Raw genomic sequence first — 14,548 nt, forward strand, 5'->3', positions numbered from 1 at the left:
AAAGCCAGCACCTCCTCGTCGCTGACGGCCTGCTCTGCCTTTCCTGCCTCGAGGACGGTGAGAACGTCGTGCCCGAACCCGCGCAAGGCCTCGACCACCGGCAAGGGAAAGTTTTCGTCCGCGTAGAAACGCACCGATCCCTACGCGTCCTCGTTTTCGTGTATCTGACGGTCGATCTCTTCCGGGTGAGCGCGCACATACGCCCAGGCGTGGGCCAAATCCTCGGCTCGGAGCGTCGGATAGGAGCCTAGCAAGTCGGCCTCGCTGGCGCCGAGTCGCCTCGCCTGCTCCAGAACCCAAACAGGGATGCGGCTGCCAACGATGCGCGGCTCGCCACCCGCGACACCGGGCGTCGTTTCGATGCCGGGAAACGCGTCTCCCAAATCACTGACCACCCACTGCAACAGTTGAGCTTTTTCCGCACGCGTCATGCCGGACAACAACCTTTCGACCTCCTGAAGTGCGCGTGTCATAATCATCCTCCAGCATAAGTCTACTCGAGCGCTTCAGGGCGCCTTACGCCGCACACCCGCATTGTGCAGACAGCCCTAAGGCGCCGCTGCGGCGCTGGCGTTCGGCCAGGCGCTCGAGGGGCTAAGGGCTTGGATCTCCTGACAAGGGGCAAGCGAGCACATTGCTTTCAGCAAGGCGCAGAGGTCGCCAAAAGGATACTGGCGTGGAAGCTCCCGTAGAATCGTAACAAGCAGCTTCTCGAGCTTGTTCATGCCGTCAATCTAGCACGGCAAAAGCGAGAGTTTTGCTTAACGGCTAAGCGCAGCGGCGCGCCCTTTCAGTACCCCGATCAAGCAACAAGTCAAGAGAGACATTGGAAATGCGCGTGCGTGGGCGCGTCCGTTGCAGCGCGTGGTGAGGCAGCATGGCAGTAACCCATTCACAGGTACTCGACCTTGCCAACCATGTCCTCTGCTTCTAGCGCCTGATAGATGAGCATCAGGCCACGGATACTATCACCTGTCGAGGTACGTTGCGGTGCGTAAATGACACCTGCATGCGCTTTGCCCGAAGCCGCAAGGCGTAGAAAGTCATCGTCTTGCGTAAAAATAATCCTTCCCTCAGCGAGAGCAAGCGCCAAATGCGCTTCATCATCAGCGCCGAGCATGTCCGCCTCGGCTACGCTCAGAACGTCAATCCCTCGCTGTCTTAAGCCATTGATGACCGCTCGTGACACATGCTCGTCTGTGTAATAGCGGATTTCACCCACCGAGCCATGTCTTTAGCTTTTGACCAAGAACCGAGGGGCTGTTTCTACGCATCTCCTCGACAAATTCCTCACCCTCTCTGATGCTGTCATTGATCTCGTCTTGGTGGTCGAAGTAGTAAGTCAACGCTGCATACACATCAGCTAGGGTCACGTTATGATCGGCGCTTATCTCATCGGCGCTCTTACCCATGTGCTCGTGCCAGATGACGATATTCTGCACGGTGATACGATGTCCAGCGATGCGTGGTTTCCCACTAGCGACACCAGGCGTGATTTCGATATGTTTATCCAAAACAGGGGCAGTCATACGTCAAGTGTAGCAGGCGCGAAGATGCTGCCTAACGTTTGACTTAAGCGGCCTGCCGTAAGGCAGGTCCGCTTGAAGGAAAGGTTAGACCCCATGGGCCTTCCACTTCTTGGCTAATGCTTGAGTTCTTTCGGGAACACCCCAGGAAACAGAGACCTGAGAGTTGGCTTCAACGGCGGACTCAATGCGAGAGGGGAAGCCTGATTCCCAGACTTCAAGTTCTTCGAGGTAGCCAATCCGCGCCTTGGCCTCGGCAAAGCTGGCGCTGTCCTCAAACAAGTTGACCAAGATCTCGGCCATGCGGCGTTGCGTCTGCTTGTTCTTGCGATAAGCATCGAACAGTTCGCGCGCGATCGCTAGCGCAGTCTTCCCATGCCCGGCGAATCCCTGAAAGCGGCCGATGAAACCGTACGGATCCTGTCCGAAGCGGACCGCGAATACCGGAAGGCCTTTTCCCATGGCAAAGCCAATCTCTTGGTCAGTCCATTTGCTCGCGTGAAAGTCCGGATGCAGCAGCGCCACCAGGGATTCAGCCGTTGACAACGCAGTTTCGATCTGTGCTTGCCATTCGAGAGTCGGTTCGATGTCGTTGTGAGCAACGAACGAAGAGATACCGAATCGAAGCAGCGCCTCTTGAAGTTCTGCTGCAAATACCTTGTGGGAGGAAAGGTGCGAGATGAAGAGACGGAACATCCGCTTCCGCCAAAACGGTGGATCGACGCCGATCATCGGTGCCTCTTCGAACCGGAACCCAACGTGTTGCCCGAGCTCCAGAAGTGAGTGGTCTGATGCCTCTTTGAGCATATCCAGGATGTACGCGTCTTTGTCGCCTTGCCAGGTCTCCGACGTCGGAAGCTTGAACTGCGTAAGCGTCACGTCGACAAGCGGCCATCCTTCGTTTGAAAGGCGAGTGCTGATTTCCTTCAACAGAGTGATGCGTTGAGACGGTGTGAGCATGTGCAATTCCGGGGTCTAACTAGGAATTATACGTCACAGGACGTATAATGTCTTCCACAGGATGATCATACTCGCTGCATCCGATGGTGAACAGCGCAAGATGTAGGCTCCGCCGCCTCAAAAACTCTCCAACACCTTCCGCGCGGCCTCGCCCGGCTCGAGCTCGCCTCTCAAGACGGCCTCGATAAGCTCGCCTTCTTGCGCCTCGGTCTGCTGGCGGATCCTCTCGTGGACGATGGCGGCGATCTCGAAGCGGGCGCGGCCGCGGCGGATTTCGTCCAGTTCGCTCGAGGCCGTGAGGTGCTCGTGGTGCTTGTCCAGGTGGGTCATAAGCTCGTCTAGGCCCTCGCCCGTCGCGGCGGTCGTCGCCTGGATGGCGGGCCACCACTCGCCCTCCTCGGGGTGGCCGAGCTCGAGCGCCGCCTTGAGCTCGCGCAAGAGCCTGGGGCCGCCCGCTTGGTCGAATTTGTTGACCGCGAAGACATCGGCAATCTCCATGATGCCCGCCTTGAAGGCCTGGACGCCGTCGCCTTGGCCGGGGGTCATGACCAGGACCGTCGTGTCGGCCACTTTAACGATGTCCACCTCGGACTGGCCGACGCCGACGGTCTCGATGAGCACGTAGTCGAAGCCGTAGGCGTCCAAGAGCGCCACCACCTGGAGGCTGGCCGCCGCCAGACCGCCCAGATGGCCCCGCGTGGCCATCGAGCGGATGTAGACGCTCCTGTCCTGGTGCCAGCGCAGCATGCGGATGCGGTCGCCCAAGATGGCGCCGCCGCTGTAGGGGCTGGTGGGGTCCACCGCCACGACCGCGACGCGCTGGTCGCGCTCCCTGATCTTGCCGATGAGCCTGTCGGAGAGGGTGCTCTTGCCGCTGCCGGGCGAGCCGGTGATGCCGACGATGCGTGCCCGGTTGGCGCGGGCGCGGACCTCCCTCAAAAGGGCCTGGCCCTGCGGGCGGCCGGACTCGAGCAGGGTGATGGCGCGGGCCAAGGCGCGCTCGTCGCCTTCCAAAAAGCGCGCCGCGAGTGAGGACGAGGTCATCCAAAGAGCATAACGCGCTTGGGGCAGGGGGATAGGGGAGTGGGGTGAGAGGGAGTAGGGGAAAATGGACGGCTCAGCGCTGCAGGGTCGCCAGCTTGAGGGTGAGCGCCTCGAGCGCCCAGCCTTCGTCCTTGCCCGACTTGATGGCCACGTCGGCCTCGAGGATGGCGCCGAGCACCCGCCCCAGCGCCGCCTCGTCGAGCGGGCGCGCCAGCGCCAGCGCCTTTTGCGCCACGAAGGGTTTTACTTTCAAGGCTTGGGTGACGGCCGCGGCGTCGAGCCGGGCCCGGCTCTCCTGCAGGCCGACGCAGCGCGCCACCAGGTTGTACTGCCAGGTGACGGCGCCCAACACCCGCGCGGGCGCTTCGCCCTGATCCATCAGGCTGCGCACGACCTCGAGCGCGCCCCTCGCGTCGCCCCGAGCGGCGGTCTCGATGAGCGCAAAGGCGTCGCGGGCGGCGGGGCGGCCCGCGACCTCGCGCACGCGCACGCTACTCAAGGTTTCGTCAAGGGCGGCGAGCTTCTGAATCTCCGAGGCGATGCCCGGCAGGTCCTCACCGAAAAGGTCGGCGAGCGTCTGCGGCACGTCGTCTTCAAAGCGTAGCCCCTCTGCCCGCAGCTCCTCGCGCACCCAGTGACTGAGCGCGCCAAAGCGCGGCGTGGGCAGGTGCTCAAAGCTGCCCACGGCCTTGTAGACCTTCTGCCGTGCCGCCGTGGCCTCCTGGTCGAGCACCACGATGAGGCTCTCGGAACCGGCCTCCAAGACCTTCAACACCTCGTTGCGCGGCTTGACCCCGGCCTGACCCTTAAAGGCCGCGCCAAAGTCCAAACGCAGGGCGACCTGCCCGAACAGGCCCGACTGCGCCGCCAGGTGCGCCACCTCCCGCGCCGTCATGCCCTCGCCCAGCTCGGTCACCTCGTGGGGCTTGAAGCCGCGCGCGGCGAGCGCCCGCTTCGCGGCGCGGTGAACCAAAAAGGCGTCGCCGCCGAAGGCGAGAAGCATGCTCAGGAGACGGGAATCAGCATCCAGGCGCCGGAGGGTTTTATTCCGACCCCTGACGTCTGACCCCCGGGTTCTGCTCTCATCGGTGAACCTCAGCGAGCGCCCTCAGCATCTCGGCGGCGCTCTCGAAGCGCGCTTTTGGGTCGCGCGACAGGGCGCGGCCGATAGCGCCCTCCAGGGGCTCCGCCTCGCCCTGCAGCGGCGCCAGGGTGAGGCGGTCGTCGCCCGCCAAAAAGCGCAAGGCCTGCGAGCCGTAGGGGGGGGCGCCCGTCAGCATGTGAAAGAGCACGGCGCCCACCGCGTAGAGGTCGCTGCGGGGGTCGCTGCGGTCGCCCCTGAACTGCTCCGGGGCCATGTAGTTGGGGGTGCCCAAGAGCATGCCGGGCGCGGTGATGGCGGTCATGGCCAGGTCCTTGGCGAAGCCGAAGTCGGTCAAGAGCGCCTTGTCGCCCTTGATCATGATGTTGGACGGCTTCACGTCGCAGTGGATCACGTTCATGCCGTGGGCGTAGTCGAGCGCCCTCAGGACGTCGGCGGCTATCCTGACCGCCCGCTTGGGCCGGATGGTGCCGCCGCGCAGCGCCTCCGCCAAGCTCATGCCCGAGCAGTAGGCGTAGATGATGCGGTCGCCCTCGGTGGCTAGGAGCGGGATGATGTTGTCGTGCTGAAGCTTCTTCACCACGCTGGCCTCGCGCCTCAGCCGCGCCTCGAGGACATGCGAGAAGCCCTGCAGGCGCTTGACCACCACCAGCCGGTCATGCCACTGCGCCAGCTCCACCCGCATGGGGCCGCTGCTCGATAACACGCGCACAGGGGTCAGCATCGTTATCAACTTAACACATCCTCGCCCGCTGTAGACAAGCTGTAGACAAGCTGTAGACAAGTCGTAAGCCTGCGCCAGGCGACGCTCCGACCGGCCTGCCGCCGATCGCTTAGACTGGGACGCGTGCTGTCCCCTTTGCCGTGCCCGGTAGGCATCTGATGCAGACCCCCAAACCTCGCCCCCAGGCGCGCCGGTCCGGTGCGCGCGGCGCGCTGACCCTGATGGTCGGCACCCTGGCGAGCCGGCTCAGCGGCCTCTTGCGCCAGACGCTCATGGTCAACCTCTTTGCGCAGGAGGTGCTGGCCGCCTTTTTGGTCGCCACCCGCATTCCCAACCTGTTTCGCGAGCTTCTGGCCGAGGGGGCGCTCAGCAACGCCTTCGTGCCGGTCTACAGGTCGCTGCCGCCGGAAGAGCGCCGCGAGCTCTCAGGCGCCCTCCTCAAGCTTCTTTTGGGCGTCAACGCCCTGCTCGTCGGCGCGGCGATGTGGGCGGCGCCCGCGGTCGTGACGCTGCTGCTGGGCGGCACCGCCACCGATATCGACTACGACCTCACCGTGCGGCTCACCCGCTTGGTCTTTCCCTTTCTGGCGGCCATCTCCCTGGCCGCGCTCATCATGGGCATCCTGAACGCCGAGGAGCGCTTCGCGGCGCCGGCCTGGGCGCCCGTGGCCTTCAACGCCGTCACCATCGCCCTGATGCTGCTCTTTCCCGGTCAGGCGACCACGCTGGCCGTCGCCTTCGTGCTGGGCGGAGTAGCGCAACTCTTCGTGCAGGTGCCGGCGCTCCTTGGGCTCGGCGTCTTTCCCGCGCTCGCCGCCCCGTGGCACCGGAGCCTGGGCCGCGTTCTCGTCCTGGCGGGGCCCTTTACCTTTACCACCGGCGCCCGGCAGCTTCTCAACCTCGTCGCCTACCGGGTGCTCAACACCCTTCCCAGCGCCTCGGCCAACGTGGTGGCCTTTGAGAACGCCAACCTCGTCTTCATGCTCGCCCTGGCGCTCTTCAGCGTCTCGCCGGCGGTCGCCTTCTATTCGCGGCTGAGCGCCGACGCCCACGAGGCGCCCGAAGCGTTCTCCCACACGCTGCTGAGCGGCCTCCGGCTGATCAGCTTCCTGACGGTTCCGGCGGGCCTCTTCACCCTCGTGCTGGCCGGCCCGGCGATCGAGACGCTCTTCAACTGGAGCGGCCGGGTGGACCCGGACTACCGGCTCATGCTGAGCCTCTCCGCCTCAGCCCTCGCTCCCCTGGGGCTGGCGATCTTTCCCTGGGGCGTCAACAACCTGCTGATCAGGCCCTTCTACGTCCGCGAGAACATCCGCACGCCCGTCATGATCAACGTCGTCTTCATCTCGCTGAACGCCCTGCTCTACTTCCTGCTGGCGCCGCGCTACGGCCTCGTCGGCATGTCCTGGAGCACGGTGCTGGTGGGCTGGCTGCAGCTCGCCGTCCTGCTCTTTTGGATGCGCCGCGACGAAGGGCTCGAGGTCGCGGCCTTCGTCCGTCACGCCGCCAGGGTGTGGCTGGCCGCTGGCTTCGGCGCGGGGCTCGCCTATCTCGCCCTGCTGCTCGTCGCCTTTCCAGCGGGCTGGCCCGGCTTCGGCCTGCAAGCGGCTCTCGGCGGAGGCGTGGCCGCTCTGACCTTTGGTGCGGCCGCTGCGGCCTTGCGCCTGCCCGAGCTCGAGCCCTTGGTGAGCCGCTTTGGGCGCTAGCGGGCCGCAGGAGCCCGGACGATCAGCGACTGAAAGTGAAAGTCCGCGCCCCTTTCGACCTCCACCCGCCGAAAGTACTCGAGGTCGAAGAGGACCATGAGCCGCTCGAGCACCCCCCGGTCGCGGTAGTAGGCGAAAAAGCGCTTGGGGTCGTGCGGGTCCTCGGGCCAGACGCCCTCGAAGTCCTGCCCGCCGTAAACGCCCATATAGAAGAGGCCGGCCGGCTTCAGCAGGGTGCGGACGACCCCCAGCACCGCAGGCAAGGTTTCCTTGGGAACGTGCAGCAGGCTGTTCAGAGCGTAGACGGCGTCGAACGAGGCCGCCGGGAAGTCGAGGCTCAAAAAGTCCATGACCTGCGCCTCGAGGCCCTTGGCGCGGCAGAGCCGGACCATCTCCGGCGACAGGTCCGTGCAGGTCACCGTCAGGCCGCGCTCCTGAAAGAACCTGCCGTCGCGCCCCGGTCCCGCGCCGAGCTCGAGCAGCGTGCGCTTGCCCTCCCCGTGCAGGTAGCCGAGAAACTCGTCCCGCTCCCTTTCCTTCCACGCGGAAAGACCGCTTCCCTCCCGCTCCTCGGCGCTGCGGTCGTAAGCCCTTCGCAAATCGGCGATGACGCGGCGGTACATAATCCCTGTCCTCCCCAATGATACCACAGCGACGGTTCAGGCTCGACTCGGCTGCACCCAGCACCTCCATCCCAGTGGAGACGTTAAGGTGGCTCTAGCTCTGGTCCAGCTCGATTGACCAGGTATTGCGCAAAATGCCAGTTTGCTCTTCACAAATTGTGAGCTTTGTGCTTATAATTGTTGATGAATCCAAGTGTGGATGAGGAAAGGATGAGTCATGTTCACAGCTTTATCCGGTGCCGAAGTCAAGGATACGGTGGAGGTGGGGCTCGAGCCGCGGCCCTTCGTCGCCTTGTCCGTCACCACGGGAAGCGGCAGCATTGCCGTGCAACCCCCAAAGGAAGGCGCCTTTCATATCACCGCCAGGGTGACGGTTCGCGCGCCGACGCAAGAGCAGGCTATGAGCGTCATGAACGCCCTCCGTCAGGACCCGCCCGTGGTGGACGGCGGCGAGGAGGTCGTCGTCGGAGACCTGCGAAAGTACGGTCTGTCAGGGCTGAGCGGCGTCACGCTGTCGATCGACTTCGACGTCGAGACGCCCCGTGAGACGGCGCTCAAGCTCAAGTCGGGTTCGGGCAGCCAACATATCAGCGCCATACGCGGCCCCGTGCAAGCTCAGGCGGGGTCGGGAGAGGTGGTCATCGGCGAGATCGCCCGGGGCGTAGAGGTGACCTCGGGAAGCGGCGCCATCACCGTGCGGCGCGCCCTCTCGGCCGAGGCTCGAGCGGGGAGCGGCGCGATTAGCCTGCAAGACATCGAGGGCCCCGCGGCGGCGCGCACGGGCTCGGGCCGTATCTTCGTGGTCGCCGCCGGCGGTGACCTCCTCGCCCACAGCAGCAGCGGCGGTATCCGGGTGGATTCGGCGCTGCCGGCGGGGGCGGCGTGGCGGCTCGAGGCGGCCTCGGGAAGCATCGAGGTGCGTCTAGGTTAAGGGCACTAGCCCTTAGGCCCTAGTGGGCCTCACCTATGCCCGAGGGCAGCAGCTTCGCGCTGGTGGCCAAGACCGCTTCGGGGAAGATAGCGGTCGATTTTCCCTTGACGCCGTCTGCACAGGCTCACAACAGGGTCAAGGGGCAGACGGACGCGTCGCCAAAAGCATCCCTCGAGGCGAAGGCGGCCAGCGGCAGTATCCACATCCGCAAGCGAGTCTAAACGCGGGGCTTAGCGCCGACCTCTCGCCGAGTCCAGCTATCTGTCTCTGTTGCTCTCTCTGCTTTGCCCTCGGCCTCGGGCTTCTACTGCAATTCTTCCAGGCTCTGGCGGATGTCCTCAAGCTCGGTTTCGCTGAGCCCCCAAAGCCTCGCGGCGGCCTGATCGAGCTTTTCCTCTACTGTCTCGAGCTCTCCCGCTTGTCCCGCTGCGATAAACTTCGGTTGACAAGCTCTTTGGCTCGAGTTCAAGTGCCTACCCTTGGACAATGGTCACTTTCATGGCGTTTGCAGAACGCGGGTGCCATCCTTGCCCTGGGGACAGGCTCAGCTCGAGGGTGAGGGCGGTTCGGGAATGACGTAGACCCGCCCGATCTCGAGGCCCAAGATCACCTCGGTCCCGGGCGCGTGCAGGACCGAGCCGACGGGGGCGGGCTCAAAGACGGTGACGGTCTCGCCCGTCGCCAACCCGACCAGGTAGCTGGCCGCCGCGCCCAGATAGGAGACGCTCACAACCTTGCCCTGAAGGCCCGTAGCGACGCTTGCGGAACTCTGCTCCTCGCCTGGGTGCAAGCGGTCCAGGTGCAGGTGTTCGGGGCGGATCACCAGGGATACGGTCTGACCGGGTATCAGCGCCTCGCGCCCTTTGGGCGGCTCGAGCGCCACCTTTCTGCCCAGCGCCTCGACCACCACTGTCCGCGGGGTCACCTCCCGCACCCTGGCGCTGACGAAGTTCGAGATGCCGATGAAGTCCGCGACGAAGCGAGTGGCGGGCTTCTCGTAGATCTCGTGGGGTGGGCCCTGCTGCTCGACGCGCCCCTCGTTCATCACCACCACGTGATCCGACAGGCTCATCGCCTCCTCCTGGTCGTGGGTGACGTAGACGGTGGTGATGCCCAGGTCCTGCTGCAGCTTGCGGATCTCGAGCCGCATGTGGACCCTCAGCTTGGCGTCTAAGTTGGAGAGGGGCTCGTCCAGCAAGAGCACCTCGGGCCGGGTGACGAGCGCGCGGGCAAAGGCTACGCGCTGCTGCTGGCCGCCCGAGAGCTGCCCTGACGGCCGCCCGCCCATGCCGGTCAGGCCGACGAGCTCGAGCGCCTCCTCGACCCTGGGCCTGATCTCGCCCCTGGGGACGCCAGTGGCGCGCAGGCCAAAGGCGACGTTCTCGAACACCGTCATGTGCGGAAAGAGGGCGTAGGACTGGAAGACCGTGCGGGTCGAGCGGGCGTAGGGGGGCAGGCCGTTGACGACCCTGCTGCCGATGCTGATCTCGCCCTCGTCGGGGTCATAGAAGCCGCCGATCATCCTGAGCGTCGTGGTCTTGCCGCAGCCCGAGGGGCCTAACAGCGTGGTCAGCTTGCCGGCCTCGGCGACGAGCGAGACCCCGTCCACGGCCGCGGTTCGGCCAAACAGCTTGGTGACGCCCTTCAAGATGACCGGCTGGCTGTTCAGCCTGAGCTCCGCCACGCTCACCTCCTCAACAGGTCCAGGCCCTTGCCGCTCAGGCGCCAGACGACCAGCAGGACCAGGAAGGTGCTCAAGATCATGATCACCGACAGCGCCGCCGCCACCCCGAGCCGTCCCGCGTCGATGGCGTTGAAGAGGTCGATGGACAGGAGCCGCCAGCGGGGTGAGACGAGGAAGATGACCGCGGTGATGTCGGTCATCATGTTGATGAAGCCGAAGACGAAGGCGCCCAGGATCGAGGCCCTGAGCAGCGGAAAGGTGATGCGGGCAAAGGAGTAGACGGGCCTGGCGCCCAAGTCGGCGGCGGCCTCCTCGATGACCGGGTCGATCTGCTTGAGGGCGCTGGCGCCGCTGCGGATAGCGAAGGGCGTGCGCCGGATGAAGTGGTTCAAGAGGATGATGGTGGCGGTGCCGGTCAGGACGACGAAGCCGATGCGTCCGCCGAAGGCCACCGCGAAACCCAGGCCCATCACCACGCCGGGTAGAGCGTAGGGCAGCATGCTGGTGAAGTCCAAGACCCGCGCACCGGGAAACGTCTTGCGGGTAAAGACGTAGGCGGCCAGGGTGCCGAAGAGCGCCGCCATCAGGGCGCCCGCGCCCGAGAGCAAGAGGCTGTTCTGGATCGACGTGCCCGACGCCCTCAGCGCCGTGTTCATGTGCCGCCAGGTGAGCTCGTAGTTCACCCCCCAGGTGCGGGTAAAGGCGCCCAGGACCACCACCACCACCACGCTCAGGATGAAGACCGAGACGAGCAGGCAGATCAGCAAGATCGCCCGCTCCACCCCCTTGGGAATCTGCCGGGCGACAAAGGCGCTGGGCGTGCCCGTCACGGTGATATAGCTTCGCTTCTTGAGATAGTACTCGCCGAAGGCGTAGATGAGCAAGGACGGCACCACCAGGATGACGGCGATGGTCGCGCCCATGCCCCAGTCGTAGAGCCCGAGGATCTGGATGATTGCCTCGGGGGCGAGCATGTTGGCGTCCGGGAAGAAGAGCCTGCCGCCGCCTAAGACGGCGGGCGCGCCAAAGGCGCTGGCGTTGAACATGAAGACGAGCAGCGCCGAGCTGAAGGCGGCGGGCGCCAGGAGCGGCAGGGTCACCCGCCGCAGGGTGTACCAGTAGCCCGCGCCCAGGTCCTCGGCGGCCTCCTCGAGCCGCGGGTCCAGCGACGACAGCGCCGCGCTGAAGACCAGAAAGGCCAGCGGAAAAAAGGTCAAGGTCTGTGCCAGTATGACCCCGTGCGAGCCGAAGATCACCCACTGCAGAACGCCCGGATCGGCCAGGCCGAGCCATTCGCCCAGGCTGTAGAGCCCGCGGTTGACGATACCGTTGCGGCCCAAGAGCAGGATCAGCGCAAAGGCGATGAGAAAGGCCGGCAGCAGCATCGGCACCAGCACCACCGCGGTAAAGAAGCCCTTCCAGGGAATCCGGGTGCGGGTGACGCCGTAGGCGAAGACGAAGCCCAAGAAGAGCGACAAGAGCGTGGCGATGCCGGAGACGAGCAGGGTGTTGTAGAGGGTATGGAGAAAGTAGCTCGAGCTGAAAAACCGCTGATAACGGGCCAGCGTAAGCCCGTCCTCGGAGCGGATGCTCTCGATCAGGATGCTGTAGGTGGGGTAGAGGACGAGAACGAACACCGTGAGCAGGATGCCCAAGAGGGTAAGGGCGACGGCGGGCTCGCGCAGGACCAGGGGCAAGCGGAAGCTTGAACGTTTCGGCTTCGCCTTGATGGATTGGTCCACGCTGTCCTCCCTACGGCGTCATTCTAACCCTCGCAAAGATGCCGGGCATAAGACGCCAGCACCCCTCAGCCTGCAACCGAACATTTCCCACACGAAAAACGGCGAGGATCAGCGGCCTGGTGGTCCTCGCCTGTCAGAACACCTTCCTTACCTCACTCGGCGGGCTCGGCCTGCGTCACCTCCTGGAAACGCTCGAGGATGCGCTCGCGGTTGTCCGCCGACCACTGAAAGTCCACCTCGATGACCGCTTCCGAGGCCACCTCGACGCCGCCTTCGGGAGGTTCGATACCGCCGATCACCGGATAGTTGCCGAACTGAGTCAGCACCTGCTGGGCCCCCGGGGTCAAGAGGTAGTCGAAGAAGGCTCGAGCGTTTTCGGGGTTGGGCGCGCCCGCCACAATGGCCGCGCCGTAAGGCTCGGCAAAGGTGGGGTTGGGTACGACCACTTCGATAGGGAAGCCCTCCTGTTGCGCCTGCCAGACGGCGTCGTAGAAGCCCACGCCGATGGGGTACTCGCCGGCGGCGACTAAGGACTGCGGGGCGCGGCCGCTGCGGGTGAACTGGGCGACGTTCTGGCCCAGAGCGCGCACGAATTCCCAGCCGTCGTCCTCGCTGCCGCCGCCCTGCATGGCGCGCTGCAGGGCGGTGGTGATGGCGGCGTAGGCGGTGCCGGAGGTGGCGGGGTGGGGCATGACGATCTGGCCGCGGTACGCTTCGTCGAGCAGGTCGTCCCAGTCCGAGCCGGGTGCCTCCAAGCCGGCGCGCTGCAGAGCCTGGCTGTTGTAGAAGAAGACCAGCGGGTAGGTGCCGACGGCGGTGATGTGCTCCTGCTCGTAGGCGTAAGCGGGGAGGACGGTGTCGGCGCCCGCCGGCTGATAGGCTTCGATCAGACCTTCGTCATGGGCCTGCTCGAGAATGGCCGGGCGCACCGACAGCCAGAAGTCGGCCTGAGGGCGTTGCGCCTCGGCGCGCAGGCGGCTCTGGGACTCGCCCGTGGAGATGACGATGTTGAGGACGCGGACGCCCGTCTCCTGGGTGAAGGGCGCGGCCAGTGCCTGCATGAACTCGTCGTTGAAGGGCGAATAGACGATGACCTCGCCCTGGGCGGAGGCCGGACCTGACAGGCCGACAGCGAGCAGAAGACCTAACAGAAGACCTAAAAGCCACCTTTGCATTATCTGCATCATCGATCAACTCCTTTTGGCGCCGCTGCGCCTGGCTTGCCGTAGCGAGTCCAGTCTACCGCAGACGGCTACCGCAGAGGCTACCGCAGACGGCCACGGCTCCGTCCGCGGACCAGCCTAAGGGTGGCGTGTCAGCTGGTTGCCAGGGCCTTGGCCCGGACCCGCCTTCTGGCTTAGACTTGGGCATGTCCAACCTCATTTCGGCTCGAGACCTTCACGACCTCCTGGGCGACCCCGACCTGGTCGTCGTCGACGTGCGCTTTCACCTCGGCCATCCGCAGCAGGGGCGGCGCGAGTATGAGGCGGGTCACATTCCGGGCGCCTTCTACCTCTTTTTGGAGCCCGACCTGTCGGCGCCGCACACCGATCACGGCGGGCGCCATCCGCTGCCCGAGATGAGCGTCTTCGTCAATACCCTAGAGCGCGCGGGCATTTCCAACAGCAGCCACGTGATCGTTTACGACGGCGCCTCGGGCGTGATCGCGGGCCGCCTCTGGTGGATGCTCAAGTACCTGGGGCACGACACGGTGCAGGTCCTGGACGGCGGCTACCCCGCCTGGGTGGGCGCGGGCTATCCCGTCAGCACCAGCTTGCCCCTGCCGGCCCCCGGCTCCTTTACCTCCCGACTGCGCCCGGAGATGGTCGCCGACTTAGACGAGGTGAAGCGGGCCCTCACCGATCCCAAGGCGCTCCTCATCGACGCGCGGGCCGCCGAGCGCTACCGCGGCGAGCACGAGCCCTTAGACAAGCAGGCCGGCCACATCCCCTCGGCCAGGAACTACCCCTTCGCGGGCAACCTCGAGAACGGCCTCTACAAGTCGCCCGAGGCACTCAGGGAACGCTTCAGGGACGCGGAGGCGGCCGAGGAGGTCATCGTCTACTGTGGCTCGGGCGTGAGCGCGCCGCACAACCTGATCGCGCTTGCGGAAGCCGGCATCGAGGGGGCCAAGCTCTACATCGGTTCCTGGAGCGACTGGAGCTCCTACGACGACAATCCCGTGGCGACGGGCGATGAGAGCTGAAATCGGCATCCCAGCCCTTCACCGCCGCGCCTACCTCTATATCACGAGGCGGCACGAGGGTAAGCTCGAGCTCGCCGTCTTTCGCCACCCCGACCACAACGCGCTCGAGCTCGGTATTCAGCTTCCCCGAGGCGGCATCGACCTGCTCGAGGAGGTCGTCTCGAGCCTGAGCACAGCCGACGCCGGCTCTGCTAGGGTAAAGCATGGCCGCTAAAGACCTGCCGCCCATCCGCCCCTGGTACATCCGCGAGCCCATCAGCGGCTTTTCGCACCTGGCCGGCGTGCTCTTAAGCATCATCG

16 protein-coding genes are annotated in these 14,548 nt (G+C 65.1%); 4 read left to right on the forward strand and 12 right to left on the reverse strand.

What is annotated here, in order from left to right; translation table 11 throughout:
- From M3498_03520 to M3498_03555, 8 genes are all read right to left on the reverse strand, one after another.
- A partial coding sequence (locus M3498_03520) for a DUF5615 family PIN-like protein (protein MDQ3458365.1) occupies positions 1 to 134 on the reverse strand: 134 nt, incomplete at its 3' end.
- 6 nt (positions 135 to 140) lie between these two features.
- A complete protein-coding gene (locus M3498_03525; protein ID MDQ3458366.1) occupies positions 141 to 473 on the reverse strand; it encodes a DUF433 domain-containing protein in 333 nt (110 codons plus the stop codon).
- Positions 474 to 892: 419 nt separating this feature from the next.
- Positions 893 to 1,222 (reverse strand): DUF5615 family PIN-like protein, encoded by a 330-nt coding sequence (locus M3498_03530; protein MDQ3458367.1) that lies wholly within the window; start codon positions 1,220 to 1,222, stop codon positions 893 to 895.
- Positions 1,215 to 1,529 carry a DUF433 domain-containing protein gene (locus M3498_03535; GenBank protein ID MDQ3458368.1) on the reverse strand — a complete coding sequence of 105 codons (315 nt, stop codon included), beginning with the start codon at positions 1,527 to 1,529 and terminating at the stop codon, positions 1,215 to 1,217. The genes M3498_03530 and M3498_03535 overlap by 8 nt, the downstream gene beginning before the upstream one ends.
- Before the next feature lie 84 nt (positions 1,530 to 1,613).
- Positions 1,614 to 2,456: a TIR domain-containing protein gene (locus M3498_03540; protein MDQ3458369.1), complete on the reverse strand. Its 843-nt coding sequence runs from the start codon at positions 2,454 to 2,456 to the stop codon at positions 1,614 to 1,616.
- A 147-nt stretch (positions 2,457 to 2,603) separates the two neighbouring features.
- Positions 2,604 to 3,530 carry a methylmalonyl Co-A mutase-associated GTPase MeaB gene (meaB, locus tag M3498_03545; GenBank protein ID MDQ3458370.1) on the reverse strand — a complete coding sequence of 309 codons (927 nt, stop codon included), beginning with the start codon at positions 3,528 to 3,530 and terminating at the stop codon, positions 2,604 to 2,606.
- Between the two features lie 73 nt (positions 3,531 to 3,603).
- Positions 3,604 to 4,533, reverse strand: a complete 930-nt coding sequence (gene holA / locus M3498_03550) for a DNA polymerase III subunit delta (protein ID MDQ3458371.1) — start codon at positions 4,531 to 4,533, stop codon at positions 3,604 to 3,606.
- Positions 4,534 to 4,612: 79 nt separating this feature from the next.
- The gene (locus M3498_03555) at positions 4,613 to 5,344 is read right to left on the reverse strand and encodes a serine/threonine protein kinase (GenBank protein MDQ3458372.1); all 732 of its coding nucleotides are present in this window, start codon (positions 5,342 to 5,344) and stop codon (positions 4,613 to 4,615) included.
- A gap of 152 nt (positions 5,345 to 5,496) precedes the next feature.
- On the opposite strand from M3498_03555, the gene murJ reads away from it, so the two are divergent.
- A complete protein-coding gene (murJ, locus tag M3498_03560) occupies positions 5,497 to 7,062 on the forward strand; it encodes a murein biosynthesis integral membrane protein MurJ (protein ID MDQ3458373.1) in 1,566 nt (521 codons plus the stop codon).
- Here the strand turns inward: murJ and M3498_03565 are convergent.
- Positions 7,059 to 7,685 carry a class I SAM-dependent methyltransferase gene (locus M3498_03565; protein ID MDQ3458374.1) on the reverse strand — a complete coding sequence of 209 codons (627 nt, stop codon included), beginning with the start codon at positions 7,683 to 7,685 and terminating at the stop codon, positions 7,059 to 7,061. The two genes, murJ and M3498_03565, sit on opposite strands and share 4 nt — an antisense overlap.
- A gap of 217 nt (positions 7,686 to 7,902) precedes the next feature.
- Between M3498_03565 and M3498_03570 the strand changes: the two genes are divergently transcribed.
- Positions 7,903 to 8,616 (forward strand): DUF4097 domain-containing protein, encoded by a 714-nt coding sequence (locus M3498_03570; protein ID MDQ3458375.1) that lies wholly within the window; start codon positions 7,903 to 7,905, stop codon positions 8,614 to 8,616.
- A gap of 544 nt (positions 8,617 to 9,160) precedes the next feature.
- Here M3498_03570 and M3498_03575 read toward each other — a convergent pair.
- The 3 genes from M3498_03575 to M3498_03585 form a co-directional block, all read right to left on the reverse strand.
- On the reverse strand, positions 9,161 to 10,300 hold the full coding sequence (locus M3498_03575; protein MDQ3458376.1) for an ABC transporter ATP-binding protein: 1,140 nt from the start codon (positions 10,298 to 10,300) through the stop codon (positions 9,161 to 9,163).
- A 2-nt stretch (positions 10,301 to 10,302) separates the two neighbouring features.
- Positions 10,303 to 12,042: an iron ABC transporter permease gene (locus M3498_03580; protein MDQ3458377.1), complete on the reverse strand. Its 1,740-nt coding sequence runs from the start codon at positions 12,040 to 12,042 to the stop codon at positions 10,303 to 10,305.
- 152 nt (positions 12,043 to 12,194) lie between these two features.
- Positions 12,195 to 13,217, reverse strand: coding sequence for an extracellular solute-binding protein (locus tag M3498_03585; GenBank protein MDQ3458378.1), 1,023 nt, complete (start codon positions 13,215 to 13,217; stop codon positions 12,195 to 12,197).
- 194 nt (positions 13,218 to 13,411) lie between these two features.
- Here M3498_03585 and M3498_03590 point away from each other — a divergent pair, with 194 nt between their 5' ends.
- Together M3498_03590 and M3498_03595 are read left to right on the forward strand one after the other, a co-directional pair.
- Entirely contained in the window at positions 13,412 to 14,248 is an 837-nt protein-coding gene (locus tag M3498_03590; GenBank protein MDQ3458379.1) for a sulfurtransferase, read from the forward strand.
- Positions 14,238 to 14,462: a hypothetical protein gene (locus M3498_03595; GenBank protein MDQ3458380.1), complete on the forward strand. Its 225-nt coding sequence runs from the start codon at positions 14,238 to 14,240 to the stop codon at positions 14,460 to 14,462. The genes M3498_03590 and M3498_03595 overlap by 11 nt, the downstream gene beginning before the upstream one ends.
- The last annotated feature ends 86 nt before the right edge of the window (positions 14,463 to 14,548 follow it).

It is taken from the genome of Deinococcota bacterium (assembly GCA_030858465.1).
Taxonomy (GTDB): Bacteria; Deinococcota; Deinococci; order Deinococcales; family Trueperaceae; genus JALZLY01.